The 25098-nt window shown below is 60.8% G+C and carries 21 protein-coding genes and 1 tRNA gene; 6 read left to right on the top strand and 16 right to left on the bottom strand.

The features are described 5' to 3' along the window. Positions 1-131 precede the first annotated feature (131 nt). Complete coding sequence (asnB, locus tag IAE77_RS16480; protein ID WP_294228564.1) at positions 132-1961, top strand: asparagine synthase (glutamine-hydrolyzing); 1830 nt, start codon at positions 132-134, stop codon at positions 1959-1961. On the opposite strand, the gene IAE77_RS16475 is transcribed toward asnB, so the two are convergent. The 6 genes from IAE77_RS16475 to gmd all read right to left on the bottom strand — a co-directional run bounded on the left by IAE77_RS16475 (position 1962) and on the right by gmd (position 7522). Then, positions 1962-2672: an acylneuraminate cytidylyltransferase family protein gene (locus IAE77_RS16475; protein ID WP_294228562.1), complete on the bottom strand. Its 711-nt coding sequence runs from the start codon at positions 2670-2672 to the stop codon at positions 1962-1964. After that, on the bottom strand, positions 2665-3600 hold the full coding sequence (locus IAE77_RS16470; protein ID WP_294228560.1) for a class I SAM-dependent methyltransferase: 936 nt from the start codon (positions 3598-3600) through the stop codon (positions 2665-2667). Before IAE77_RS16470 ends, IAE77_RS16475 begins: the two co-directional genes overlap by 8 nt. Before the next feature lie 71 nt (positions 3601-3671). Then, a complete protein-coding gene (gene neuC / locus IAE77_RS16465; protein WP_294228557.1) occupies positions 3672-4826 on the bottom strand; it encodes a UDP-N-acetylglucosamine 2-epimerase in 1155 nt (384 codons plus the stop codon). A 34-nt stretch (positions 4827-4860) separates the two neighbouring features. After that, the gene (gene cysC / locus IAE77_RS16460; protein ID WP_294228553.1) at positions 4861-5481 is read right to left on the bottom strand and encodes an adenylyl-sulfate kinase; all 621 of its coding nucleotides are present in this window, start codon (positions 5479-5481) and stop codon (positions 4861-4863) included. A gap of 92 nt (positions 5482-5573) precedes the next feature. Further along, a complete protein-coding gene (locus IAE77_RS16455) occupies positions 5574-6509 on the bottom strand; it encodes a GDP-L-fucose synthase (protein WP_345780990.1) in 936 nt (311 codons plus the stop codon). A gap of 5 nt (positions 6510-6514) precedes the next feature. Then, positions 6515-7522, bottom strand: a complete 1008-nt coding sequence (gene gmd, locus IAE77_RS16450) for a GDP-mannose 4,6-dehydratase (protein ID WP_294228550.1) — start codon at positions 7520-7522, stop codon at positions 6515-6517. A 113-nt stretch (positions 7523-7635) separates the two neighbouring features. On the opposite strand from gmd, the gene IAE77_RS16445 reads away from it, so the two are divergent. The 3 genes from IAE77_RS16445 (at position 7636) to IAE77_RS16435 (ending at position 10754) form a co-directional block, all read left to right on the top strand. Further along, on the top strand, positions 7636-8778 hold the full coding sequence (locus tag IAE77_RS16445) for a glycosyltransferase family 4 protein (protein WP_294228547.1): 1143 nt from the start codon (positions 7636-7638) through the stop codon (positions 8776-8778). A 189-nt stretch (positions 8779-8967) separates the two neighbouring features. Next, on the top strand, positions 8968-9906 hold the full coding sequence (locus IAE77_RS16440; RefSeq protein WP_294228545.1) for a PRC-barrel domain-containing protein: 939 nt from the start codon (positions 8968-8970) through the stop codon (positions 9904-9906). 137 nt (positions 9907-10043) lie between these two features. Further along, positions 10044-10754: a DUF892 family protein gene (locus IAE77_RS16435; protein ID WP_294228543.1), complete on the top strand. Its 711-nt coding sequence runs from the start codon at positions 10044-10046 to the stop codon at positions 10752-10754. A gap of 28 nt (positions 10755-10782) precedes the next feature. Here the strand turns inward: IAE77_RS16435 and IAE77_RS16430 are convergent, their stop codons facing one another. The 10 genes from IAE77_RS16430 to IAE77_RS16385 all read right to left on the bottom strand — a co-directional run bounded on the left by IAE77_RS16430 (position 10783) and on the right by IAE77_RS16385 (position 23633). Further along, positions 10783-12207 carry a hypothetical protein gene (locus IAE77_RS16430; RefSeq protein ID WP_294228541.1) on the bottom strand — a complete coding sequence of 475 codons (1425 nt, stop codon included), beginning with the start codon at positions 12205-12207 and terminating at the stop codon, positions 10783-10785. 92 nt (positions 12208-12299) lie between these two features. Then, positions 12300-16307, bottom strand: a complete 4008-nt coding sequence (smc, locus tag IAE77_RS16425; RefSeq protein ID WP_294228539.1) for a chromosome segregation protein SMC — start codon at positions 16305-16307, stop codon at positions 12300-12302. Between the two features lie 190 nt (positions 16308-16497). After that, positions 16498-18333 (bottom strand): BatA and WFA domain-containing protein, encoded by a 1836-nt coding sequence (locus tag IAE77_RS16420; protein WP_294228537.1) that lies wholly within the window; start codon positions 18331-18333, stop codon positions 16498-16500. A gap of 95 nt (positions 18334-18428) precedes the next feature. Continuing rightward, positions 18429-19529 carry a 3-dehydroquinate synthase gene (gene aroB / locus IAE77_RS16415; RefSeq protein WP_294228535.1) on the bottom strand — a complete coding sequence of 367 codons (1101 nt, stop codon included), beginning with the start codon at positions 19527-19529 and terminating at the stop codon, positions 18429-18431. Further along, positions 19484-20419, bottom strand: a complete 936-nt coding sequence (gene miaA / locus IAE77_RS16410) for a tRNA (adenosine(37)-N6)-dimethylallyltransferase MiaA (protein WP_294228533.1) — start codon at positions 20417-20419, stop codon at positions 19484-19486. Before miaA ends, aroB begins: the two co-directional genes overlap by 46 nt. Positions 20420-20482: 63 nt before the next feature. Then, positions 20483-21001, bottom strand: a complete 519-nt coding sequence (locus tag IAE77_RS16405) for a hypothetical protein (RefSeq protein ID WP_294228531.1) — start codon at positions 20999-21001, stop codon at positions 20483-20485. Between the two features lie 135 nt (positions 21002-21136). Continuing rightward, positions 21137-21304, bottom strand: a complete 168-nt coding sequence (locus IAE77_RS16400) for a hypothetical protein (RefSeq protein WP_294228530.1) — start codon at positions 21302-21304, stop codon at positions 21137-21139. Between the two features lie 73 nt (positions 21305-21377). After that, positions 21378-22685 (bottom strand): vWA domain-containing protein, encoded by a 1308-nt coding sequence (locus IAE77_RS16395; protein ID WP_294228528.1) that lies wholly within the window; start codon positions 22683-22685, stop codon positions 21378-21380. A gap of 47 nt (positions 22686-22732) precedes the next feature. Then, positions 22733-23158 (bottom strand): thioredoxin fold domain-containing protein, encoded by a 426-nt coding sequence (locus tag IAE77_RS16390; RefSeq protein WP_294228526.1) that lies wholly within the window; start codon positions 23156-23158, stop codon positions 22733-22735. A 25-nt stretch (positions 23159-23183) separates the two neighbouring features. Further along, positions 23184-23633 (bottom strand): thioredoxin family protein, encoded by a 450-nt coding sequence (locus IAE77_RS16385; RefSeq protein WP_294228524.1) that lies wholly within the window; start codon positions 23631-23633, stop codon positions 23184-23186. Positions 23634-23926: 293 nt separating this feature from the next. Here IAE77_RS16385 and IAE77_RS16380 point away from each other — a divergent pair. Together IAE77_RS16380 and tuf are read left to right on the top strand one after the other, a co-directional pair. After that, positions 23927-24001, top strand: a tRNA-Thr gene (locus tag IAE77_RS16380). A gap of 83 nt (positions 24002-24084) precedes the next feature. Then, on the top strand, positions 24085-25098 hold a 1014-nt coding region (tuf, locus tag IAE77_RS16375; RefSeq protein WP_294228522.1), incomplete at its 3' end, for an elongation factor Tu.

Here is a 25098-nt window from a genome sequence, read left to right as displayed (position 1 = left end):
GCCGTGGAAAAGGCGACTGGTAGCGTTGTTTGATGCCCATGCAAGCCGTCAGGGAGGTGGCTCTCATCGGCTTTGATCTTGCGGATGCGTTGCTTTGCCGCCAGTCTCACGCACTTTCACCGTAAACGAGCATGTGTGGCATTCTTGGCGGGCTGAGCCTGCAAAAACTTTTCGATCAAGACCTCTGCCGTCGTGCCCTTGATCTGATGAATCACCGCGGTCCTGATGCGTGGCGGCTCGAATCCTTGGAAGGCTCACGCTGCGTGCTCGGCCACAAGCGTCTGAAGATTCTGGACCTCAATGATCGTGCCAACCAGCCCATGGCATCCGCCTGCGGCCGCTACCTGATCGTTTTCAACGGGGAAGTGTTCAACTATCGTGAGCTGAGAGCGCTGCTGCCCGGGCATGAATGGCGCACCGACGGCGACACGGAGGTGCTGGTCGAACTGTTCGCCGCGATGGGGGACAAGATGCTGGATCACCTCAATGGCATGTTCGCCTTCGCCATTTATGATCGTGCCGAGCGGGCCATGTTCGCGGCACGTGATCGTTTTGGCATCAAACCATTCTACCACGCGTCCCGAGACGGCCAGTGGCTGTTTGCCAGCGAGATTCCGCCGTTGCTTGCGATGCTGGGCCGACGTTCGCCTGACTTGAACACGATCAAGACCTTCCTGGCCACCGGCACCTACGAGATCGGCACGCCCACCTTCTTTGAAGGGGTGATCCGCCTTGAGGCAGGCTGCTGCATGCGGGTGAGTCTCGATGATCCCGCGGCAGTGAAGATCGTCCGCTGGTATGACGTCGCAGCCAAGGCTGCGGGTCGCACTGCGTGCAAAGAAGAAGACATCCTCGAAGAACTGGACCATCTGCTGGCGGCTGTGGTCAAACGTCACTTGATCAGTGATGTGCCTGTCGGGGTGAACGTCTCTGGCGGAGTCGATTCGTCCACGCTCATCCATTACGTCACCCGGTTTCATCCGGAGATCCATGGTTTCACCCAGGATTACGCAGATCCTTACAGCGAGCGAGATTGGGTAAGGCGTGCGACGCAGGGCACGGGCGTGAATTGTCATTACATCATGCAGGACGCGGAAGATTGCCTGGCACGGTTCGAATCCGTGTTACGGCATCAGGCGGAGCCGTTTGGGGGTGTTCCGGTCATTGGCTTTGCTCCGTTGTATGAGTGCGCGGGTTCGCTTGGCGTGACGGTCTTGCTGGACGGCAACGGCGTCGATGAAATCTTCCTCGGCTACAAAAAGTACCACCTGGCCGACCTCGCCCAGAAGCTGGGCACACCGGCCTATGAGGCCGCTTTGTCTGAGTACATGGCATTCTGGCAGGAACCGCGGGCCGGCATCGAAAAGCACCTCGCCCACGCCCGCGTCGGCGGCGGTGCGGCCATCGATGGCACGATCCCTTTTCACGCCGAAGCCATGGGCAGTGTCTTGCGGAACGCGGAAATCCGAACTCCAACGCTCCCGCCATCCACAGGCCACTCGGCACGTGATCTGGCGATGAGCGACCTCCTCGCCACCAAGATTCCACGAGCGCTCCGCTTCAACGACCGCATCTCGATGATGTACTCTAAGGAACTGCGTGTTCCGTTCATGGACCACGAACTGGTTGAATGGGGGCTGGCATTGTCACCGGAGATCTTGATGAACCGGCGCGGCACCAAGGCGCCGGTGCGCGAATTGTTGCGCCGGCAAATTGATCCAGCCGTCGCCGAGGCACCCAAACGCACCGTGCAAAGCCCGCAGCGGGAGTGGCTGGCGAACGAGTGGAGGCCCTTCGTCGAAGACATCCTCGGCAGCGCGTCTTTCCGGCAACGTGGATGGATCTGCCCTGATCGTGCGAAGGAGCGTTATGATCGCTACCTGGCTGGCGACAACCAGAACTCCTTCTTCATCTGGCAGTGGATCAATCTCGAAATCTGGGCGCGGCAGTTTCTCGACTGATCAGCGGGACGCCGTTCGTGCAAAGACCCGCTCCGCCTGCTCCCAGTCCTCGGGCGTGTCGAGATTCAGCGTTTCATCCGAAGGCACCACCAGCGGGATGCAATTGGCTCCATAGATGTCGTTGTACTTCTCAAGCGTCGAGAGACGGAAAAGGTAAACCGTGCCATCCCGCGAATACGCTTTGGGCACATCCTGACGGCGTTTGATGCTGGCGCTGTCTGGAAGGTAGTGTGTGAGTCGTCCTTCCGGCGTGACCTTCATTGCGTAGTGAGGCGCGTAGTGCTGCGGGATTTCAGTGACCCCCACCACTGAATCCACTTCCTCGGGGACCAGCAGTTCACCGGCCTTGCGCAGATGCTCGGCCCTGCGGAGAGGGGCCGTGGGTTGCAAGATCATGATCGCATCCGGCACGTCGCCACTGGCACGCAGATGCTCAATCAGGTGTTTGAGCACCGCGATCATGGGCGTGTCATCCTGCGCGAATTCAGCAGGGCGGAGAAAGGGAACTTCGATGCCGACTTTGCGTCCAAGGGTGGCGATTTCCTCTGAATCGGTCGAAAGGATGACGCGTTCGACCACCCCGGAGTTCATGGCGGCTTCATGAGCGAGTTGAAGCAGCGGCTTGCCGCCGAGCGAGCGCAGATTTTTGCCAGGAATGCCTTTGGAGCCGCCTCGGGCCGGGATGAGGCCGATGATTCGCGGCTTAGCCATGACGCAGAGACAGCGGAGCGTTCTGGATCTGGCGGACCTCGTCGATGAAGGACTCGATCCATGCAGTTTCGGGGAGGAAATCTTCCTTCGGCTCGCACTTGCGGCACAGGAAGCCGACATGCAGATGATCCGCGGCAAAATTCACACGTTCGACCCGGAGACCATGCTTGCGCAGGTAGGCTTCGATGGTCTGGCGCGTGAAATAGTAGGGATGGTCGATCTTGATCGCGTCCTCGATGCGTTGGTTGCGCAGATAGGCCGCCCGGAAGTCCACGATGTCGATGAAGAACACGCCATCATCCGTCATGGCATCACGCATGCGCTTGATGGCCAGATCGACATCCAGGAGGTGGTCGATGCTCTGGCAGATCATCACAAAGTCGTACGCTCCTTTCTCCAGGTTCACATTTTCGATGAAGCCTGGGATTGCTTGCATTCCCATTTCGCCGGCAAAAACGAGCTCGTCGGGCGCTGGATCGACCACGGTGGCCTTGCAGCCGAAGGCTTTCACAAACTCGGCTGCGACAATTCCGGTGGAGCCGCCAATGTCGAGCAAGTTGCGCATGGGCTTGCCCTGGAATTCAGGGGCGACAAATTCGATCACCTCGGCGGCGTAGCCACGCTGCTCATCCTGGATCGTGCGGGCATCAATGAGGCGGTTGTGAAAGGCGCTGACCAGCGGACGGTAGGTGTGCTTGTAGAACTCCGTGTAGGCGTCCTGCGTCATAACAGGGTTCAGGAAGACCAGCCCTGAGGTGCGGCAAAGATCAGCGCGGGCAGGGTAGCCATAGCGGTCCACATGCGTGATCGTTATGAAGTCGCTGGCTCCGGAGAGGTTGCAGCGGCGGATTCGCTCCTTGGGCTGACGGGCGAAGTCATAACCCAGATTTTTGATGCGCTCAGGACGGCTGAGAGGGGAGGGATACATGAGATGAGTGCTGGAAGTCAGTGAAAGGCCGTTGAGAGCGCCTCTTGAGCCGTTTGTGAGGCTGTGTGCTGTCAGTAATTCAGTTTCTTCGCGGTTTCGAGCGGGACCTCGGAGAGCAGCTTTGCAATTCGCGGCCCCGATTGTCCGTCGCCGTAGAGATGTGAGGTCTCATGACGGCCGTGAGCCACCTGCTTCGAGATGGCGGCCAGAATTTCATCCGCATCATGTCCTGCATGCAGCACGTTTGGCGCGTGCTCACGGCCTTGCTGGCGGGTGCCGATGTTCACGGCCGGAACGCCAAGGAAGGAGCATTCGCGGATGGCGACGCTGGAGTTGCCGACGATGCAGCTCGATTTCATGAGCAGGCGCAGGAAGTCATTGCCAGCGATGTTCTTGAAGAAGTGGAAGTGCTCATCCAGTCCCTTCTCGCGGAAAATACGGATCGCGCGCGAGATGCCATCCGAACCCGCATCCAGATTCGGCCAGAAGCAAAGAACCGGCAGATTGAGGCGGCGTGCGGCTTCGAGGGAGGCGTCCATCTGTTTCCGCGCCACAGGGGCTTCGTTTGTCACCGGGTGCTGCATGAGCACGATGAAACCGCTGGAGAGCTCGAGTTTGTGACCCACGCCGCCGTACTTTTCGAAGATATCGGCGGAGAGGTCTGGGGCGTTGAGCACATCGGCAGCGATGTCGATCGACGGGCAGCCGGTCTTGAACACACGCTCCGGCGGTTCGCCCATGCGGATCACGTAATCTCGTGCCTGCTCAGTGGAGACGTAGTGCGTGTCAGCCAGCTTGGTGATCGAATGCCGCACTTTCTCGTCGATGGAGCCGGTGATCTCGCCGCCCTGGATGTGCGCCAGTGGAATGTGCATGTAAGCTGCGGCCACCGCGGTGGACATCGTTTCAAACCGGTCCGCAATGGTGACCACGATGTCTGGCTGCAGATTATCGAAGACCGTGGCGAGCTCGATCATCCCAAGGCCGGTCGTCTTGGCCGAGGTGAGGCGGCTCTGGCCGTCGATCACGTTGTAAACGCGAGCGTTGGCTGTGAAGCCGTCCTTTTGGATGAACTCTGCCACGTTGCCGTAGATGTCGAGCAGCGAAGAGGCTGCCAGCACCACCTGAAGCTCCACGCCAGGCAGATCTCGGAGTGCGAGCATCGTGCTGCGGATGCGGGAGTAGCTGGGGCGGGCGGTGACGACGATGCAAACTTTGCGACTCATGCGGGAAATGGGGAGAAAGGCGCCAGATTCACATTCAGCCTTCCAAGGCCGTGCGTTTCGTGATATTGGCCGCGAGATGACGGATGCAGTCATCGAGACTGTGCAGGTCGGTGCGCAGTTCGACCTCGGGATTCACCGGTGCCTCGTAAGGCGAATCGATGCCGGTGAAGCCCGGAATGGAGCCCGCGCGGGCGCGCTGATAGAGTTTCTTGGGGTCACGCTGCTCGCAGACCTCAAGAGGGGCGTTGATGAACACCTCCATGAAGGGGACTGCCGACTTGTCGCAGCTTTCCCGCACTTTCTTGCGGTCCATGGCAAAGGGCGAAATCAGGGCGCAGATGACAATCAGCCCGGCCTCGGCCATGAGCTTGGCCACTTCACCCGCGCGTCGGATGTTCTCGCTGCGGTCTTGTTCGCTGAAGGAAAGGTCCATGCACAGGCCGGAGCGCAGGTTGTCGCCGTCCAGGATGTAGGACAGATGGCGCTGGCGGTTGAGATGATGGTCCAGGCCGACTGCGATGCTCGATTTGCCCGCTCCCGAAAGTCCAGTCATCCACACCACAAGGCCATGATGGCCGGTCAGCATCTCACGTTCTGCGGTTCCGAGGAGAAACTTGGTCTGGGTGATGTTGAGGCTTGAGTCCGTGGGAGGCATGTCGGGCAGAATGTCACTTTGGGTTTTGCATTCGGCATGCGCAACCAAGAAACGCCGTTCTTTCTGAGCAGGATGCGAGCCCGGTCTCGGGGCTAGGCACGCAGTTTGCCTGCGGCCAGTTCCTCCAGGAACGACTGATAAGTCCGAACGAGCCCGTCCTTGAGCGAGATGTGCGGTTTCCAGCCGAGATTGTTGATGCGCGAGGTGTCCAGCAGCTTGCGGGGCGTGCCGTCCGGCTTCGAGGCATCCCAGACGATCTTGCCTTGGTAACCGACGGTTTCTGCCACCAGTTCAACCAGTTCACGGATGGTCACATCGGTGCCGCAGCCCACGTTCACGAGGTCGGGCGGGTTCTCCAGCTTCATCAGGAAGGCGCAGGCGTCTGCCAGATCGTCGGCATGCAGGAATTCTCGCCGAGGGCTGCCTGTGCCCCACGCGGTCACCTCGGGCAGGCTGGCCTGTTTGGCCTCGTGGAAACGCCTTATGAGCGCCGGCATCACGTGCGAGTTCTGAGGGTGGTAGTTGTCGCCCGGGCCATACAGGTTCGTCGGCATGGCGGAGTGATATACCACGCCATACTGCTTGCGGTAGTACTCCGCCATCTTCAGGCCGGCGACTTTGGCGATGGCGTAGGCTTCGTTGGTTGGTTCGAGGGCCGAGGAGAGCAGGCAGTCTTCACGCATCGGCTGCGGTGCCAGCTTGGGATAGATGCAGGAACTGCCGAGGAACAGCAGGCGCTTGACGCCGTTGATCCAGGCTCCGTGGATGCCGTTGGTGGCGATGGCGAGGTTCTCGTGGAGAAATTCGGCAGGATAGGTGTTGTTGGCGTGGATGCCGCCCACCTTGCCGGCGGCAATGATCACGGCGTCGGGTTTTTCAGCGGCGTAGAATGCTTTCACTGCGGCCTGGTCGGTGAGATCCAGCTCCTTGCGGCTGCGCAGCACCAGAGTGACGTCGGGTTCCCGCTGAAACCGCCGCACCAGGGCGCTTCCCACCATGCCTGTGTGACCGGAAATGTACAGCTTCATCATCTTCAGAGCTGTTTCACCCTGGCTTCATGTTCGGCAAGCTTCAGATCGGCTTCGACCATGATTCTCACCAGTTCCTTGAACTTCACTTTCGGCTCCCAGCCGAGCTGTTTGCGGGCCTTCTCCGGGTTTCCGATGAGCAGATCGACCTCGGCCGGGCGCTCGTAGCGGGCGTCGTGCACCACGTATTTTTCCCAGTCCAGTCCCAGGAGGCTGAAGGCCTCCTGGCAGAATTCGCGCACGCTGTGCGTCTCGTTCGTCGCCACCACATAGTCGTCCGGTTGCTCCTGCTGAAGCATGAGCCACATCATTTCGACGTATTCGCCGGCGAAGCCCCAGTCGCGCTTCGCGTCCAGATTGCCCAGGTAAAGCTTGTCCTGCAGGCCCATTTTGATGCGGGTGGCGGCACGGGTGATTTTGCGCGTCACGAAGGTCTCGCCACGGCGGGGGCTCTCGTGGTTGAAGAGAATGCCATTGGACGCGTGCAGGCCGTAGCTCTCGCGATAGTTCACCGTGAGCCAGTAGGCGAAGACCTTCGCACAGCCATAAGGGGATCGCGGCCAGAACGGCGTCTTCTCGGTTTGCGGAACCTCCTGGACCTTCCCGAACATCTCGGAAGACGAGGCCTGGTAAAAACGTGTCTTTTTGTCGAGCCCCGTCTCGCGAATCGCTTCCAGGATGCGGAGGGCACCCAGCCCATCGACGTCTCCAGTGTATTCCGGGATGTCAAAAGACACCTTCACGTGTGATTGGGCGCCCAGGTTGTAGATTTCGTCCGGCTTCAGGTCGTAAAGCAGCTTCACCATCTGCACCGCGTCCGCCAGATCGCCGTAATGCAGCACCAGGCGGGCGCCGTTCACGTGTGGGTCCTGGTAGATGTGATCGATACGACCGGTGTTGAAGCTCGAAGAACGGCGGATGATACCGTGGACCTCATAGCCTTTTTTTAGCAACAATTCGGCCAGGTATGAACCGTCCTGGCCTGTGATACCGGTGATAAGCGCTTTTTTCATGAAACAATCGAGGATGCATGAAAAGGGAGATGATGGCAGGTGCAAACTGATTTTCCTGAGCCCGGAGGGATTTCCGCTTTATTTCCAGCCCGGTGCGGACAAGAGACGGCTGCGTGCAAACCGATCCTGCTCCCGACTCGAGCGCCCGCTGGCGCATCCTGCACTCCGAAGCCTCCCGTGGTTGGGGCGGGCAGGAGCATCGTGTGATGGCTGAGTTGTCGGGCTTTCAGCGTCGGGGCTGCCCTGTGTGGGTTCTCGCACATCCGCAAAGCCAGATCCTGAAGCGGGCGACGCAGGCTGGCATGGGCCGGCGTGAATGCGCTTTTGATCGGCGGTTGCTGCCGATTGACGCCGTCCGGCTGGCGCTGTGGCTGCGGCGCGAGCGAATCCAGATCGTCAACACCCACAGCTCCCGCGACGGCTGGCTCCTGGGCATCGCCGCGCGGCTGGCCCGCACGCCGCTGCTCATCCGCAGCCGGCACATCGATGTCAGCTATCCGAACGCCTGGGTCAGCCGCCATGCGTTCACCACCTTCGCGGATCACGTGCTGACCACGAGCCAGAAGATCACCGATCATTTTCAGAGCATCTTCCATCTCTCTGGCGGTCACATCACCACTCTGCCCACCGGCATTGATGTGTCCCGCTTCCACCCCGAGGGGGCGGAAGCGGAACTGCCGGTGAACTGTGATCCCGGGGCACCGCCTGTGATCGGCATGGTCTCGGTGCTCCGCTCATGGAAAGGCCACGCGGTCTTCTTCGATGCAGTCCGCCGCCTGCGCGCGGCCGGACGCGATTTCCAGTTTGTCGTCGTCGGTGGCGGTGCGCCGGTGGAAAACTACGCGGGAATCGCCCGCCAGCATGGCGTGGAAGGGCAGGTGGTCTTCACGGGACACCGCGAAGACATTCCAAACGTCCTCCGCGCTCTCGACGTTCTCTGCATCCCCTCGATCAAGCACGAGGGGGTGCCGCAGATCGGCCTTCAGGCCCTCGCTTGCGGCACTGCCGTCGTTGGCAGTGACTGCGGCGGCATTCCCGAGATCATCCAGGAAGGAAAAACCGGTCGCATTACTGCTGCGGGAGATTCAACCGCTCTCGCAGCACGTATTGCCGAAGCCATCGACCATCCGGATGACACCAAGCGCATGATCCAGGCCGGTCGTGCCATGGTTGAGCAACATCACAGCCTCGATCACATGCTGGATCGCCTGGAAGATATTTACAGGCGTCATCTCGGGGCTTCTGCGGCACGCTGAGCCGTTCATCCGGGAAAGTCTGATTCTGCGGCACCCTTCAACTCTGACCTGCGGACCGGAGTCTGAACTGACAGCGCGTGAGATCACGCTCTGCGAACTCTCATGCGAAGCGGTCGTCGGGCCAGGCTCCCATTGGGTGGGTGCCAAAGTCCGGCGGGTGCGCTGATACCCCCCCACTGCAAGCCCCCCATGAAACTGAACCCCACCTTCATTGGCAGCCTCCTCGCTGCCTCCTGCTTCTGTCTGCACGCGCAAAACGCGGCGACGTCCGGTGTCGAGATGCCCGGAGTCACGATCTACGGCGGCGGCACCGCCGGCACACCGCAGCCGAATGGCGAGATCTACAGCCCGGTGACACGCTTCACCGAAATCATCGGCATGGACGTCTGGAACTTACAGAATGAGCGGCTTGGCGAGATCAAAGCCATCACCGCCGACATGGAAAATGCCCGGTTGGTCGAGGTCTTGATCTCTTCTGGCGGAGGGTTCTGGAATGGTGGCGACAGGGTGACCCCGGTGCCTCCAACGGCCCTGACCTTCAGTCCGACCGCCGAGATCGCCCGGCTGAACGTCAGCAAGGCACGCTTCATCGCCGCGCCACAGATCCGCATGTCGCAAGTGTCCACCGCCTCACGCCCGGAGCGCGTGGCAGCGGTGAGCCGCTATTTCGGCATTGATCCGTGGTTCTCTCATGCGGGGCACAGGAAAGGCCGCCCCTCGCTGGGTTTCGTGCACACCACCGAAACGATTCACAAGATGGAGATTCGCAACCTGCAGGGCCGCTACATGGGCAAGGTGGGCACCCTTCTGATGGACCTGCCAGGCGGACGGATCGTGAAGGTGGTGGACAACACCTTCGCCATGGGCGGCACGGGCCGCCATGTTCTTCAACCGTCAGCCTTGCGCTACAACGCCCGGCACGACGGCCTGCTGATCAATGAGACCTTCGCCGGTTTGAAGGAGCAGCCGCACTTCATGTTCTCGGACGGTCGCACGGACTCCTACTACACCGAGGTGAACGCAGCGCAGAATGCCCAGGCTCGTCCTGACACCATGACAGGCACCCTGCGGGACCTCTTCCACAGTTCCCCTCGCGTCGAGGTGCGACGGCAGCGTCCCGCGCGGTGAGGACACGACGGATCGTTTGCGTGAACCGAGGTGGTGCCATGATTCCCGAGAAGGGCTTCATGGCACCGCCTGACGTTCAAGCCCTGTTCACTGAGCGATTTGTTTTCACCCTCTTCAACCAACCACCTCCATTCCTCATGAAAACCAAAGAAGAACTGATCGACTGGCTGCGCGATGCCTATGCCATGGAAAAAGCCATGGAAATGGCCCTTCAAAAGCAGATCGACAACGACAAGCTGCCGATGACCACGCGTGATCGTGCCAACGCCCATCTCGGCGAAACCCAGGCTCATGCCGAGGCTGTGCGGAACTGCCTCCACCAGTTGGGGGATGACACCTCCACTCTGAAAACGATGATGGCCCAGGGCATGGAGTGGATGAAGGGGGCCAGCGTCATGTTTGCCAAGGTCGAGCAGGTGAAGTGCCTCCTCGCCGCCTATGCGTCAGAGCACTTTGAGGTGGCCTGTTACACGGCTTTGATCGCCGCGGCAAAGGAAGCGCAGATGCTGGAGATCGTGGACACCTGCGAGTCCATCCTTCGCGATGAAACGCGCATGGCAGAGCACCTCCGGCAGAATCTTGGCCGCACGGTCACAGCCTATCTTCGTGGGACGATGGATGACCGCGAGGAGGGGAGCAGTTTTGCCGCCGAGCGGGAGGAAAGCACCAGCCGTTCCATCGGAACGACGACGGGTGTGACATCCGGTCGGGCGGATGAGGAACTCGCCGGCGGTGCCACGCGCGCTCCGGGCGTGGTCGTCGCTCCCACGCCCCGCTCGGTCAGGGCAGCTCCGCAGCGCCGGGCCAGTCCGGAGATCGAGCGGAATCCTGAGGGCGCCCACCACTGAGGGCTCTCCTCGGCTTCGGTGATCCGCATCACAGTTCGTTCATGCCGCCACGTTTGATCCAATCATTGAGAGGCTCGAACCGGCTGGCATCGATCTCCATGCCGCAGCCAAAAGGAGCCGCGTTGAGCGTGCCTGTGTCCAGCACCCCTTGGCCGATGCGGAGGGTGGGGAAGCCCTCCGCATGCCGGTGGTAGAAGCCAGCATGCGCCTGCAACGCAGCTTCCTGGATCTCCTGCGGATACATGCTCAGCCCGCGGAAGTAGTGATGGCCGTTTCGCTCCAGGTGGGTGATCCCGAGCAGTGCTGCCATGCTCAAATCTTGCAGCATCGCCACCGGTCCCATCCCCGCCAGGTCCTCGCCACTCAAAATCGGCCCGCCGGGGATGCTGGTGCCCCGCTTATTGAGCAACGCGGCATTCGCGAGGCCCTTCACGATGCCTTTGCAGTTCTTGTGGCTCGTGCCGCGATAGCCGAGGTCCAAGGCCAGCGGCAGATCCTTCAAGGAACCATCGCTCTCGTCGATGATCATGCCCGGGCCGGACCGCACCTCTTCAGTGAGCGCCTTTGAGCGATGCAGCGGCTGTTCAATGAGCAAAATGCTGCGGAAAAGCGGCTCCAGCGCCGGGTCCGCCCGCAGGGCTTCATGGAATTCGCAGAACGACGCCAGATCGTAGAACTGCTCGTTGCCATCCAGCGTGGAGTGGAAGCCGTCAGGGCAGTTCAAAGTGAGAATGCGGCTGATGTCTCGCAAGCGCGGCAGGTCCGCGTCCAGCTTGCCGCAGACCTTGATCTTGAAGTAACGCAGGCCATAGGCGCGGATGGATTCCTCCAGCGTGAAAGGCAGTCCGTCGTCCAGACTTCCATCCGCAGCCGTCAAGGCATCGCCAAGGCCGATGGTGTGACGCGCATGGACACGTGACAGCGGCTCGGCGGCAATCACATCTGTGATGCGCATGCCGCGCAGTTCCTCACGAACACTGCCGAGATCAATCTTCAACGCATCGGTTCGCAGCACCGCATGCAGCGGCTGGCCCAAGGCCTTGCACAGCCCGTCGAGAACGGAACGCTCGATCAAGCTGACGCCCAGATTTGCCAGCAAGGATGGAACAGACCGCACCTGCGACCAGCTTTCCTGTTCGGCATAGAGATTCCTCCACCAGGCAAAGAAGCTGGTGCCCTTTTCACCTGCCAGCCGTCCGATGCGCGAGGCATTTTGGATCACCGCCAGCATTTCAGCCAGATCCACCTCGAACAAGGTGTCCGGATCCTTCGTGAACCACTTCGGCGGCAGTCCTTCGCTCGCCAATCCCTGAACAGGCTCCCCATCGACCACCAGATCCGCCGTGACAAACAGATGCGGCAGTGCGCTCATGCTGGCGATGCCATACTTGAACGGAAACCGCGTCCGCATCGGCAGGACGTGGAAGTGGAAGGCTTCGATCGTGAAAGTCATGCCCGACATGAGCCGGAACAGCGCCGCGTGACAAACAAAAAGGCCTTCAGCACATGCCGAAGGCCTCTTTGTTCATGGATTGCGAAGGAGCCTCACACCAGCACCGCAGGGGACTGTTCCTCGCGCTCCTCGATGGCGGTCAGGCGTTCCTGCTCGGCATCGAGTTCGCTCTTTGGCTCCTCGTCTTCGGCTGCTGCATCGGTGGACTCGTCGTCTGTGGCCTCTGCTTCGTCCGAATCGGCGGCTTTGCGGCCGCGTTTCGGCTTCGCTGGCGCTTCGAGGGCGAGTTCCTGGTCCGACTTCTTCAAAGTGCGGGTGTCCTCGGTGGTCATGCGGACGCCGACAGGCTTCGACACGCCGAACTCCTGCATGGTGACGCCGTAGATGACATCCGCGCGGCTCATGGTGCGCTTGTTGTGCGTGACGATGATGAACTGGGAGTTGTCGATGAAATTGTCGAGCATCTTGAGGAAGCGGCCGATGTTGGTCTCGTCGAGAGGGGCATCCAGCTCGTCCAGCACGCAGAAGGGCGAGGGTTTGACCTGATAGATCGAGAACAGCAGCGCCACGGCGGTCATGCTGCGCTCGCCACCGGAGAGGAGGCTGATGGTCTGGAGCTTTTTGCCCGGCGGCTTGGCGATGATTTCGATGCCGGACTCGAGCGGATCGCCTTCATCGATCAGCATCAGGTCCGCCTTGGCCTGCGGACCGAAGAGCTCCTTGAAGTTGTTCTGGAAGTAGCCACGCACGAGCTGGAAGGTCTCGCTGAACATGGTCTTCGTGGTCTCATTGATCTTCGCGATCACCTGGAGCAGCTCCTCCTTCGACTTCACGAGGTCGCCGTGCTGCGTTTCGAGGAAGCGATGACGCTCCTCCAGTTCTTCGAACTCCTGGATGGCATCCAGGTTCACGGGGCCGATGCCTTCGAGCTTCTGGCGGAGTTCATAGACGACCTCCATGACGAACGCCCAGTCGGGTTCAGCCTCCTGGCCCGGAACGACGACATCGTCGATGTCCACTTCATCATCGCGGTTGGAAATGCCACGAATCTCAGGCTTCTCCTCGGCTTCAGGTGTTTCGACTTCGGCAGATTCGGCTGCAACCGTGTCTTCGCCCGAGTCTGCGTTCTCGGATTCCGCAGCGCTGGCTGCACCGCGCTTGCCACGATTGCGATTCTTCTTCTGCTCCTCGATCGTGACCATGAGCACGTGGTAATCGGGCTCGAAGGCCTCGATGTGGAAGGAGTAGCGCTCCTGAACCTGGTTGATGAGGTTTTCGAGGCGGAGATCGACACGGGTGAGGGTGACCTCGGCGCGGTTGCGCGACTCGTTGAGGCCGTTGTAGCTCTGGCGCAGGCCGACGAGCCGCGTTTCGAGTTCGGACACTTTTTCGAAGAAGGCGGCACGTTCGTCGCTCTTCGAGTTCAAGTGGTCCTCGATGGCGCCGATGGCACCACGTTGGGACTCGATCTGCTCGTTCAGGCGGACGTTTTCGGCCTCGCTTTGATTGATGCGCATGCGCCAGGTGTTGATCTCCTGGTCGTAACGCTCCACGGCCACCTGCAGCTCCTGCAAACGGGAGGCCATGGGGGCTTTCTGGCGTTCGAGGGACTGCAAGGCGCTCTGTTCGAGGGCCAGCGAGGTGCGCAGTTCGTTCAGACGCTCGCTGGATTCGAGTTCGCGACGCAGGAAGGACTCCATCTCGACTTCCAGCTCCGCTTCGCGGACGCGGGAGCCTTCAAGCTGTTCCTGGGCGATGGCGGAGGCTTCGCGCATCTGGCTGATCTGGCTTTCAGAGCCGCCAATGCGCTCATCGATCTGCGCCTGGTCCCATTCCACGCTTTCCAGCTTCGCCACGGCCTGCTGGAGGGCACGCTGGACGACGGAGGTCTTGCCCTGAAGCTGTGAGAAGCCTTCGCGCGCACGCTGGCTCTGCTCGCGCAGGGTGATTTCCTCACGCTGCTGGTCTTCGAGCTGCGCGTTCAGTTGCTGAAGCGCCTCCTCCTTCTCCAGGAGCTGGAAATCGAGCGCTTCGACCTCGGTGCGGAGCTGGCGCACCTCCGCCTCGCGTCGAAGCGTGGATGATTCCTCCTGCTTTGACGCTCCGCCGTAGATGATGCCGTCGGTGGTGATGAATTCGCCGCGCATCGTGGCGATGGCGAGGTGCGGCATTTCGCGCTTCAGACGCAATGCGGTGTGCATGTCATCGACGACGAGCACGTTGTGCAGCAAATGATCGATGAGGCTCTGCACGCCGGTCTTCACGCGCACCTTGTCGGTCGCCCAGGCGATGGCACCGGCGGGCATGAGCTCGCGGTCGCCGTTGCGGTGGAGATTGCAGAAGTCCTGCGGGAAGAGCGTGGCGCGCCCCATCTTGTGATCGTTGAGACGATCCACGATCTGGGCGGCGAGTTCGCTTTCGGTGAGAAGAACGGCCTGCAGATGATCACGCAGCGCGGCCTCCACGGCGGGAATGAAGGCGGGGTCCGTCACTTCGATGCTGGAAGCCAGCAGACCTCGCACGCCGGTGGAATACACGTCCGGATTGTCGAGGCCACGGAGCACGCTCTGGGTGCCTTCGGGCAGCCCTTCGCCCTTTTGCAGGAGTTGCTCGATGACTTCGAGCCGTGATTTGCGTTGGGTGACGCTGCGTTGAAGCTCGTTCAGCTCCTGATGCATCGAATCGCGCTGACGGCGTTTTTCGATGATCTCACGGGCGCACTCCTTGGCTTTTTCGTCGAGTTCGTTGCGTGTCTCCTCCAGCTCCTGGATCTGGCGCTGAAGCTCGTCGTATTCGATCTGGCTGGCCTCCTTCGCCTGCGCGGCGGCCTGACGTTCGCGGCCCAGGGTTTCGTGGCGCTGGCGGTCGGCGCTGATCTGGTTGCCCAGGCTTTGCGCACGGGCATCTGAGGCGGCGATCTGGCCTTCAAACTGGCGGATCGACTCGCGCACGGCACGGCGTTCGCTCTCCAGGCGGCCGCGCTCCGGAAGGATGCTCTGATGCAGGCTGTTGTGCTCGTTGACTGCCTGCTGACGGTTCTCGATGTTCTCCCGGATGGTGAGCACTTGCTCGTCGGCGATGGCCATTTGATGCCGCGCCTCGTCGAGAAGCTGCTGGCTGGCGCTGATCTGCTCGTCGTTCTGCTTGATGCGGCCCTCCAGCTCCTCATTGCGCTCGCGATTGAAGCCGATGCGGCCTTCGGCGCTCTGCATCTGCGAGCGGAGCTCCTGCGCCTGCTGGCGGAGGTGGCTGATCTGGGATTCGATGGCGTGATAGGCCTCGCGGGTCTGTGCCGCCTCGGTTTCGGAGGTCTGAAGATCACGCTGCACCTCATCGAGCTGAGTGGTGAGCATGCGGACCTGGTTTTCCGTCTCGGATTTCTCGCCGGAGAATTCCGTGTACTGCTTGTGAGCCAGATGCGTGTCGAGGAGACGCGTGTCTTCCAGCAGAGCCTGATAGCGGCGGGCCTTGGCGGCCTGGCGCTGCAGGCTGCCCATCTGGCGCTTCACCTCGGCGATGATGTCGGCGACGCGGAGGAGGTTTGCCTCGGTGTATTCGAGTTTGCGCAGGGCTTCCTTCTTCTGCGATTTGAACTTGGTGATGCCAGCAGCCTCTTCAAACACCGTGCGGCGGTCTTCCGGCTTCGAACTGAGAAGCATGTCGATCTGGCCCTGAGCCATGATCGAGTAGGCTGCGCGGCCGATCCCGGTGCCGGCGATGAGATCATGGATGTCCTTGAGACGGCAGACGGTGTTGTTGAGGCGATACTCGCTGCGGCCGTCGCGGAACACGCGGCGGGTGAGGGACACTTCGTTGAAATCGACGTTCAGTGCCTGCTCGCAGTCCGCCATGGTGAGGGTGACTTCCGCAAGGCCGACGGGCTTGCGTTTGTCGGTGCCGTTGAAGATGACGTCCGCCATTTCATCGCCACGCAGGGCCTTGGCGGAGGTTTCACCGAGCACCCAACGGATGGCATCGACCACGTTGGATTTGCCGCATCCGTTCGGGCCGACGATCCCTGTGACACCTTTGTGGAATTCAAAGTGAGTCTTGTCGGCGAAGGACTTGAAGCCGTGGAGAGTGAGGCTTTTGAGATACATGGCAGGAAAAGGTGCGCGTGAAGCTGACGAAGGAGGTTCTGAGGTGGACAGAACCATTTCAGGCCGAGAGGCTGCAACCCTGAACCCGATTTTTCACCCTATCTTGGGGTTTGTTAGGGGATCCTAACCAAGATGTGGGATTTTTTGAGGCTTGTTTCGTGTGAATAAACGAAACGGCTGTGAACAAGTTTCAATACACTGCTTTGCGATGGAAAAGGAAGCTTTCCAGCAGCAGCAGGGCGATCACCAGCCAGATCAAACGTTTCGGCCAAGTGCTGAAAGCCGTCGCTGTGACGATCTGGGACGCCTGCTGGGGGGAGGCGACGGTCTGAGGGTCCTGTTTCGGCAGATGCGTCTCAGCATCGGAGATCAAAGCACAGGAACCGCTGCGATCGCCTCCCGTTTCCCAGGTGCCGATGCGGTTGAGCGTCAGGAGGCCATTGGCCGGATCATCGGAGGTGTCGATGAATTGTGAGCCATCCCATGCATGCCACTGCACGAGGCCGTCAGCGCCAAGCATCGCGCCGGTGTGCAGAGTGCGGATGTCGGCGAGCGCCTGGCTGTTCTCCGCGCACCAGTAGAGCGAGTTTCCGAGAACGAGCGGGAAGGAAGGAAGCAGGGCGAGTTGCTCAGACTGTGCGGGAGAGAATGCCGTGACCACGAGACGCTGGCCGTTGGATTCGCCTGCGGCGAGCACGGGCTCGTTGCCGGCGATCCACAACGGCTCGATGGACACCGGAAGATCGAGCACGGTGGTTTGGGTGATGGCGATGCGGCTGTTGCTGACGCGGAAAAGCACTGGGTGATCCGGCTGCACCGCGCGGACGCTGTCATGCGGCAGACCGCGCATGGGGCGGGTCTGCAACGGGCCGGCGTTCTGCTGCGGTGTGAGCGCGATCACCGGTTTGTCCGCAGGCCAGTCTTTCGGCAGCCAGTTTTCGAAGACGAACACATCTGGCGACTCCTTCGGCGGCCATGAGGCGGGATTGCCCTTCTTCATCTCGATGCGGCCAGCCTCGATGAGTGAGGAAAGGGCGAGTTCGGTGAAGGGATCGGGCTTTTCGGCAAACCAGGCGACGCTCAGCGGCTTCGTTTTTGGCAGCGGGGCGGAAAGTCCGTCGTCCCAGCCGAAACAATCACCTGCGGTGGTCAGTCGCATCTCCAGCCGCTGGCCGCGCAGACCTTCGAGAGGCAGGATGAGCGCGGAAGACTCGCCTGGAGCGAGCTCCAGCTCCCGCAACTGGGCGATCCGGCCGGCGAGCGAGACCTCGAGCGTCGAGGTGACTTTGGCGGCGTTGCTGGCTGCGGCGCTGATTTTGACAAAAGCCTCGTATCGATCACGAGCGAGAGGGCTGACGCGAATCTGAAAGCCCGTGATGCCCGCATTCAGCGGCTCTGCCAAAGCGGCCGGAATCAAATCAAGATCGTGGGGGGCGGAGGGCGCGGAATCAGCCGCGAGCCAGACACGCGAGCGTGATTCGAGATCGGCCAGTCGTCTGGCGACGTTCAGCGCGGCCTCGACATCGCCTTCGACGGGCATGGGGGTGAGTTCATCCAGCAGCCGCAGGCACTCCCGGCGGTTCCGGCTGCGGGAAAGCAGCACTCGCGGGCGTGAATCGAAGTTGATGAGCGAGAGCACCACCTGATCAGGCAGGGAACGCACACGATTCTTCACGCGCTGCCGCACCTCATCGAGCCGCGAGCGACCTTGCTGATCCTTGGCGGCCATGGAGGCGGAGCAATCGACGATGATGACGACAGCACCGGGCGAGTCGGCGGACAGATTGCTGCTGGGCCGTGCCAGGGCGAAGATGGCGAAGAGCAGCACGAGCAACGTCAGCAGCAATGAGAGCCACTTTTTGATCCGCCGCAGCCAGGCGGACTCTTGATGCTCACGTGCGAGTGATTTGAAGAAGAGCAGCGTCGAAACAGGCACGCGCTTCGCCTGGCGGCGGAACAACCACAGTGCGAGCGGGATGAGAGCAAGCCAGGCAAAGTGGAAGTAGCTGGGAGCGAGGAAACGCATCAAAAATGACGGATGACGGATGACGAGTGACGAATGCAGGCTGTGCTGCGCGGCTTCGGTTCTGGTCGGTACGTCGTCATTCGTTCATCAGGTCGTCATTTGCGCAGTTCTTCGAGCGCCTGCTTCAGATGGCCTTCGATCACATCCTTGCTGACGTAGGCGTCTCCGGGTTTGCGCAGGAGGACGAAGCGGATCTTGCCGTTCTCGAACTTCTTGTCCATGCGGGTGATGCGCATGATCTCCTCGATGTCGAGGTCATCCGGCAGGCGTGTGGGAAGATCACAAAGCTTCAAAAGGCCGACGATGCGCTCGTAGTCGTCGGAAGTGAGGTCGGAGATCTGCATGGAAAGCCACGCGGCGGCCCGGAGGCCGAGGCTGATGGCCTCGCCATGCAGCAGACGGCCATAACCGGCGGCGGCTTCGATGGCGTGGCCAAGCGTGTGGCCGAAATTGAGCAGCGCACGCGTGCCGATGGTTTCGAACTCATCGGCCTCGACGATCACGGCCTTGATGGAGATGTTCCGCCGGATGAGGGCCACGAGATCACCCTTGCCTTCGGCGAGGGAGCGGATGGCGTCGAACATCGACGCATCGCGAATGGCGGCGTGTTTGATGATTTCGGCGAAGCCTTCATTCCACTCGCGTGTGGGCAGCGAATTGAGCGTGTCGATGTCGGCGATGACGTGAACCGGCTGGTGGAAGCAGCCAACCATGTTCTTGGCATCGGGCAGGTTCACACCGGTCTTGCCACCGACCGAGCTGTCCACCTGCGAGAGCACGGTGGTGGGCACCTGGACGTAGGGGATGCCGCGCTGGTAGATGGCCGCGCAGAAGCCGCCCAGGTCGCCGATCACGCCGCCGCCGAGGGCGACGAGAAAGCTTTTGCGATCAAGACCGGCGCGGGCCATCTCGCTGAGCACGGATTCGCTCCAGGAGAGAGATTTGGACGACTCACCCGCCGGGACGGTGACGAGGTGCGGTTGTTTGCCGGCGGCTCGGAGGCTTTCGATCACTTTTTCGGCATAAAGAGGCCCCACATTCGAATCCGTGACCACCATGCAGTTCACGCGGTCGGGGAGCTTTTTGTTCACCTCCTCGCCGAGCGTCTTCAAAAGATCGCGTCCGACCTGCACCAAGTAACTGCGGGGACCTAGGTTGACGAAGACTGGGCGGACAGGCTGGACGGGCGGAGGCATGGAAAGAGTTCGAGAAGACGACGCACGTACTCTGCCGTGGGAAGGGAATCGAGGCAAATCGTTTGGAAGCAGCGTTCGCGGCGAAACCAGGTGATCTGGCGCTTCGCATAGTGCCGCGTGGCCTGCTGGATGGCGGCGATGGTTTGTTCGAGCGTGGCACGGCCGGCGAGGTGCTCGCGAACTTGCTGGATGCCGATGGCTTTTCCGGCCGTGGGCGAGAGATCGCGCAAGGCAGCGACCTCCTGGACGAGCCCGGCGTCGATCATGGCGAGCGTGCGTCGATTGATGCGGTCGTAGAGCGTCTCGCGGTTCCATTCGAGGATGACGCCGTTCACCTGCGGTTCGTCTTGCTCAAAGGAACGTCTCAATGCCGACTGCGGCCGGCCGGTGAGCAGGCAGATCTCCAGCGCTCGCTCGACATAGCGTGGATTGCGCAGATTGACCGTGGTGGCGGCCTCGGGGTCGCGCTGTAGCAACCAGATCACCTTTTCGCCGGGAGTCAGGTGAGCAAACAGCGCCCGCAACTCTGACGAGGCCGCAGGAAGGGGAGAGAGGCCGTGCGTGAGTGCCTTGATGTAAAGTCCCGAGCCGCCAACGACGATGGGAACGCGGCTGCGCGCCGCTATGGCTTCGATGACGGGCTGGGCGAGCGAATGGTAGCGCTGGGCATCGCAGGAGTCGGTCAGCGGCAGCACTCCATAGAGGTGGTGCGGTACTCCAGCCATCTCACTTGCGGTGGGTTTGGCCGTCAGGATGTCCATCCCGGCGTAGAGCTGGAAGGCATCGGCATTCACGATCTCGCCGCCGATTTCTCGTGCGAGAGCAACGGCGAGCGCCGATTTGCCGGAGGCCGTGGGGCCCGCGATGAAGAAAGTGTTCGGCGGAAGCATGACGGGTGCGACGTTGCATCACGCCGCGACCTGGATTGAGCCGTCAGGGGCGGCTGGCAGGCCTCAGCGGACTTGGAATGAATTGAGGATCGCCTTGATGGAGGCCACCTGGGTGACTGGCGTCTTCTTCGAGTAAAACACCAGCAGCAGGGCCTTTCCACGGTGGATCAGGTGGACCTGCATCACCGACTCGGACTTCGCGGTGGCGGCACAAACGAAGGCGTTCACGCCGGACACGTTGATCAATTCAGCACGAGTGACTTTGGTGAAGCCATTTTCCGCGAGGGCGCCCTTCACGCCGTTCTGGAAGCTGGCGCTGGCGACATTGATGTCCTTGGGTTTCCCTGACGGGCTGACCAGGGCGAATCGCAGGGCACCGCCATCCGCATCAGCGAGAAAGAGGGTGTCGGCCGGCTGTGAGGTGGTCAAGCGCCACCCGGTGGGCAATGCGACCGAAATGCCGCGATTCGCGATGGTGACGACTTCTCCACCTGTGACGGGCATGCGGTTGATTTTCGGGGCGGTGGCACAGCTCACCAGAGAAACGAGGGCCAGGAGTGTCAGGAGATGGAAGAGCTTCATGGGTGGCGGATCAAAGCGGAATTATCTGCCCGGTCAAGGTGGGGGATTGATCGGATGCGACAGGACAAAAAAGCCCGCTGATCACGCGGAACGCCGCGTAATCAGCGAGCTGGCCTGGAAATGCGATCCCTGGGCTTAACGCGCTGTGTTTTCGATGGCGCGTCCGGCCGTGGAAATGCCCTGGCCGGCCTTGTAGAAGGCGTGATCCACTCCGCGTCCGACACGGGTGGCTGGACCGCCGCCGCCACGGCAGGAGGACAGGGCGACAACGGCAAGGAACAAGAAGGATGCGATGGTTTTCATAATGTGGGTGTAAGTTTAGGATACTCTTTGAATACGCACAAGCAGGCGGCGCAGTTTTGCCGGTTTGCGACGTTCACGGCGGAATGACGAAGGTGCCGTCGCATGCGGTGGCGATCTGCTGCAGCAGGGAAGGGGTGTCTGCATCTGGCGCAGGATCCTCGCCAATGCTGACGGTGTGGATGCGTGTCTGAAACGTCTCGTGGATGCGCTGTGCGAGCTCGACCACCTGTGCGGGCGTGCCATCGCACGGCTGGCCGTCGCTGAGGAAGTAGATCGTGTCCACATTGCCCTCCGGGAGGATGCGGGTGAGGGCGTGGGTGAGGGCCGCGCACATCGGCGTGCCGCCCTCGGCTTCGATGCGATCAAGGAAGCGCTCCGCCTGGCGACGGCTCTTGTCGTCATTGACGGCCATGCCCCGCGAAAAACACGAGTCAATGGCTTCACCGAAAGTGATGATGCCATAGCGAAGCTTGTCAGAGTGGTTGCCCATGGCGACGAGCAGGTTGCTCATTTGCGCCTTCAGTTTCGTGATGCGGCCGTCGGCGTTCATGCTGCCGCTCACATCGAGGATGAACAGCGCGGCCTTGGCTTTGAATTCGATGCCGTAAAACGAGGCCAAGTTGCCTGCGGGATCGTCATCGAGTGGCTTGAGGAGCTTTTGAAGCTTGAGGTAATTGTCGAAGTCGGTCCGCGTCAGCATCTTCCACGGAATCTGGGAATCCTGCGCCTTGAGCCAGGTTGTCCACTTGTCTGTATCGAGGCCGAAATCAGTGCCGGTGAGCCGGTAGAGCGAGCGGCGGGCGATGCTGCCGATCGCGTCGTCATTGAGATGAGGAAGCAGCGATTCGAGGGCGAGTGGATGCCGAATTCCGCCCAGTGCGTCAGCCCCGCATGCACGCATCACGTGCTGGCAGGCAGGATCGAGCAAGGAGGCGATGCGAGAGACCACCGGTTCAGGATTGTCCTGAAACGCACCGAGTGCTCTCGCCGCCAAGGCCACGCGTTCGGGATCGCGGATGGCTGCGAGCGGGCCTTTGATCCCGGCAAGGATGCTCCAAAAGACGCTTCGGGCCTCCGGAAGCCCGATCTCAGCGAAAAACAGGAGTTCGTTGTTCTCGCAGGAAGGATGCTTGAGGAGCCAGTCCCCGAGCGACTTGCGAGCCTCACCTGGCGGCCAGGTCGAAACGATCTCGGCCAGGCGCAGTTTGATTCCGAGGCCCACGCGTCTGTCGGTGGCGAGCGAAAGAACCGCGCTGGCACCCGATTTGTGGCTGTGAAAATCGCGTAGCGGTCCGAGAGCCTCCTGATCGCCGGCCCGGGCTTCTTTGACGATGTCCTTGAGGCGCGTTTCATCCGGGTCCGCCGCGTGAAGGCCTGTCACGATGAGCAGGATGGCGACGGAACGGACCGGAGGCAGCCGCATACCGGCTAACGGACTTCTTTTTTCAGTTCGGCCAGCATGTTCGCATTGTAGCCAACCCAGCGTTTCACTTCCTTCCCGCGTGAGTTGACCAGAATGATGGTGGGGTAGCCGCGAATGCCAAATTTTGCCTTCAACTCGGCGTTTTGCTTCTTCACCTCATCCGGGAGTGTTTTGCTGCGCGGATAATCGAGTTCGACGAGCACCAGCTTCTTCTCGGCGAGCTGCTTGAACTCGGCTGTGGAGAAAATTTCCTTGTCGAGCTTGATGCACCAGCCACACCAGTCAGAACCGGTGAAATCGAGCAGGACATCCTTCTTTTCCGCCTTGGCTTTGGCGAGGGAGGCCGTGTAGTCCTCGCTCCAGCCGGCCTTGGGCTCGGCGAAAGCGGTGGCGGTGACCAGCAACAACAGGGATGCGAGCAGTGTTTTCATGGCGACGGGCGGGTGGAATCTGGACTCACTTGGCGGCGGAGGTTTTGGCGGCATCGACCTTGGCTTTCAATTCATCGAGCAGGGTCGCTTTGTAGCCCACCCAACGTGCCGCTTCTTTGCCGTCTTTGTCGAGCAGGACAATGGTGGGGTAGCCGCTCACGCCAAACTTGCTCTTGAGAGCGTTGTTCTGTTCAGCGGTCTTCTTCGGGAGTTTTTTGCCGTGTGGAAAATCGAGCTCGACCAGCGCGAGGTGTTCCTTTGAGAACTTTTTGAAGGCTGACTTCGAAAACACCTCGTCGTCCAGCTTCACACACCAGCCGCACCAGTCGGAGCCGGTGAAGTCGAGCAGGACCATTTTGTTCTCCTCCTTTGCCTTGGCGAGAGACTTTTCATAGTCGTCATCCCACCCGGTTTTGGCCAAGGCGGCTGTGGAGATGGCGAGAAGTGCGAGGGCGGAAACCAGCAGTGTTTTCATAGGTCGTGTGTGGTGCGTTCACGTGGAGAATAGGGGCTGCGGGTGTTAATCCAACACCAAAATCCCGCCCGACGAGCTTTGCGGGAAAGCAGAAAGCGAGTGAGGGCATCCAGGTCTTTCGCAAAGTTTGGAAATAATCTTTGACAGGTTGTCCCCTCGCCCTACTTTCGCGCCACTTTTTCGGTAAAAGCCGGGGCGTATTGTCTCTTGACGCCAGTTCAAGAGATTCTTGTGTCCCGGTTTTCTTGTCGAAAGAGGAGGAGGTCCTTCAGGGGGCCGCCGCCAGAACATTTGCTGTTGTAGCTCAGTGGTAGAGCACGTCCTTGGTAAGGACGAGGTCGTGGGTTCAAGTCCCATCAACAGCTCCAGTTCAGGCGGCAGCACTTTGCGGGGTCTTCGAAACACGACAAACGAACCAGTCCCAAGCGCACCCCCTCACCTAACCTACTCCATGGCTAAAGAAGCATTCCAACGCAACAAGCCGCACGTCAACATCGGCACCATCGGCCACGTTGACCACGGCAAGACGACCCTCACCGCCGCCATCACCACCGTCCTTTCGAAGAAGGGCATGGCCCAGGCCCGTGCATATGATCAGATCGACGCTGCTCCGGAAGAAAAAGAGCGCGGCATCACGATCAACACCGCCCACGTGGAGTATGAAACCGAGAAGCGCCACTACGCGCACGTCGATTGCCCCGGCCACGCTGACTACGTGAAGAACATGATCACCGGCGCCGCCCAGATGGACGGAGCGATCCTGGTGGTGTCCGCCGCCGACGGCCCGATGCCCCAGACCCGTGAGCATATCCTGCTTGCCCGTCAGGTGGGCGTGCCGGCCCTCGTGGTGTTCATGAACAAGGTGGACATGGTGGACGACGCCGAACTCCTCGACCTCGTCGAGATGGAAGTTCGCGACCTCCTTTCCAAGTATGACTTCCCGGGTGATGAAATCCCGATTGTGAAGGGCTCCGCCCTCAAGGCCGCTGAAGGCGACGCCACTCACGAAGCCAACATCCTCAAGCTCATGGATGCCGTGGACAGCTACATCCCGCTGCCTGAGCGCCCGATCGACAAGGACTTCCTCATGCCTGTGGAAGACGTGTTCGCCATCGAAGGCCGTGGTACTGTCTGCACCGGCCGTGTCGAGCGTGGCATCATCAAGAAGATGTCCGAAGTCGAAATCGTCGGCATCCGCCCGACCGTCAAGACCACCGTCACGGACATCGAAATGTTCCGCAAGCTGCTCGACGAAGGTCGTGCTGGCGACAACGTGGGTCTCCTCCTGCGTGGAACAAAGAAGAACGACATCGAGCGCGGCCAGGTCATCGCCAAGCCCGGCTCGGTGACTCCTCACAAGAAGTTCAAGGCTGAAGTTTACGTCCTCTCCAAGGATGAAGGCGGCCGTCACACGCCGTTCTTCAACAACTACCGCCCGCAGTTCTACTTCCGCACGACGGACGTG

Source organism: Prosthecobacter sp., from assembly GCF_014879935.1.
Lineage (GTDB): Bacteria > Verrucomicrobiota > Verrucomicrobiia > Verrucomicrobiales > Verrucomicrobiaceae > Prosthecobacter.
The sequence above is the reverse complement of the archived record's forward strand: the minus strand, read 5'-3'. Positions and strand labels throughout refer to the sequence as shown.

What these genes read in the sequence shown, in the direction of transcription:
- IAE77_RS16470 (WP_294228560.1), bottom strand. Translation starts at nt 3,600, where the DNA reads ATGTATCCCTCCCCTCTCAGCCGTCCTGAGCGCATCAAAAATCTGGGT.
- IAE77_RS16405 (WP_294228531.1), bottom strand. Translation starts at nt 21,001, where the DNA reads ATGAAGCTCTTCCATCTCCTGACACTCCTGGCCCTCGTTTCTCTGGTG.
- IAE77_RS16430 (WP_294228541.1), bottom strand. Translation starts at nt 12,207, where the DNA reads ATGACTTTCACGATCGAAGCCTTCCACTTCCACGTCCTGCCGATGCGG.
- IAE77_RS16390 (WP_294228526.1), bottom strand. Translation starts at nt 23,158, where the DNA reads ATGAAAACACTGCTCGCATCCCTGTTGTTGCTGGTCACCGCCACCGCT.
- IAE77_RS16455 (WP_345780990.1), bottom strand. Translation starts at nt 6,509, where the DNA reads ATGAAGCTGTACATTTCCGGTCACACAGGCATGGTGGGAAGCGCCCTG.
- gmd (WP_294228550.1), bottom strand. Translation starts at nt 7,522, where the DNA reads ATGAAAAAAGCGCTTATCACCGGTATCACAGGCCAGGACGGTTCATAC.
- IAE77_RS16475 (WP_294228562.1), bottom strand. Translation starts at nt 2,672, where the DNA reads ATGGCTAAGCCGCGAATCATCGGCCTCATCCCGGCCCGAGGCGGCTCC.
- IAE77_RS16420 (WP_294228537.1), bottom strand. Translation starts at nt 18,333, where the DNA reads ATGCGTTTCCTCGCTCCCAGCTACTTCCACTTTGCCTGGCTTGCTCTC.
- asnB (WP_294228564.1), top strand. Translation starts at nt 132, where the DNA reads ATGTGTGGCATTCTTGGCGGGCTGAGCCTGCAAAAACTTTTCGATCAA.
- neuC (WP_294228557.1), bottom strand. Translation starts at nt 4,826, where the DNA reads ATGAGTCGCAAAGTTTGCATCGTCGTCACCGCCCGCCCCAGCTACTCC.
- IAE77_RS16385 (WP_294228524.1), bottom strand. Translation starts at nt 23,633, where the DNA reads ATGAAAACACTGCTGGTTTCCGCCCTCGCACTTCTCGCCATCTCCACA.
- miaA (WP_294228533.1), bottom strand. Translation starts at nt 20,419, where the DNA reads ATGCTTCCGCCGAACACTTTCTTCATCGCGGGCCCCACGGCCTCCGGC.
- IAE77_RS16400 (WP_294228530.1), bottom strand. Translation starts at nt 21,304, where the DNA reads ATGAAAACCATCGCATCCTTCTTGTTCCTTGCCGTTGTCGCCCTGTCC.
- aroB (WP_294228535.1), bottom strand. Translation starts at nt 19,529, where the DNA reads ATGCCTCCGCCCGTCCAGCCTGTCCGCCCAGTCTTCGTCAACCTAGGT.
- IAE77_RS16440 (WP_294228545.1), top strand. Translation starts at nt 8,968, where the DNA reads ATGAAACTGAACCCCACCTTCATTGGCAGCCTCCTCGCTGCCTCCTGC.
- smc (WP_294228539.1), bottom strand. Translation starts at nt 16,307, where the DNA reads ATGTATCTCAAAAGCCTCACTCTCCACGGCTTCAAGTCCTTCGCCGAC.
- IAE77_RS16435 (WP_294228543.1), top strand. Translation starts at nt 10,044, where the DNA reads ATGAAAACCAAAGAAGAACTGATCGACTGGCTGCGCGATGCCTATGCC.
- cysC (WP_294228553.1), bottom strand. Translation starts at nt 5,481, where the DNA reads ATGCCTCCCACGGACTCAAGCCTCAACATCACCCAGACCAAGTTTCTC.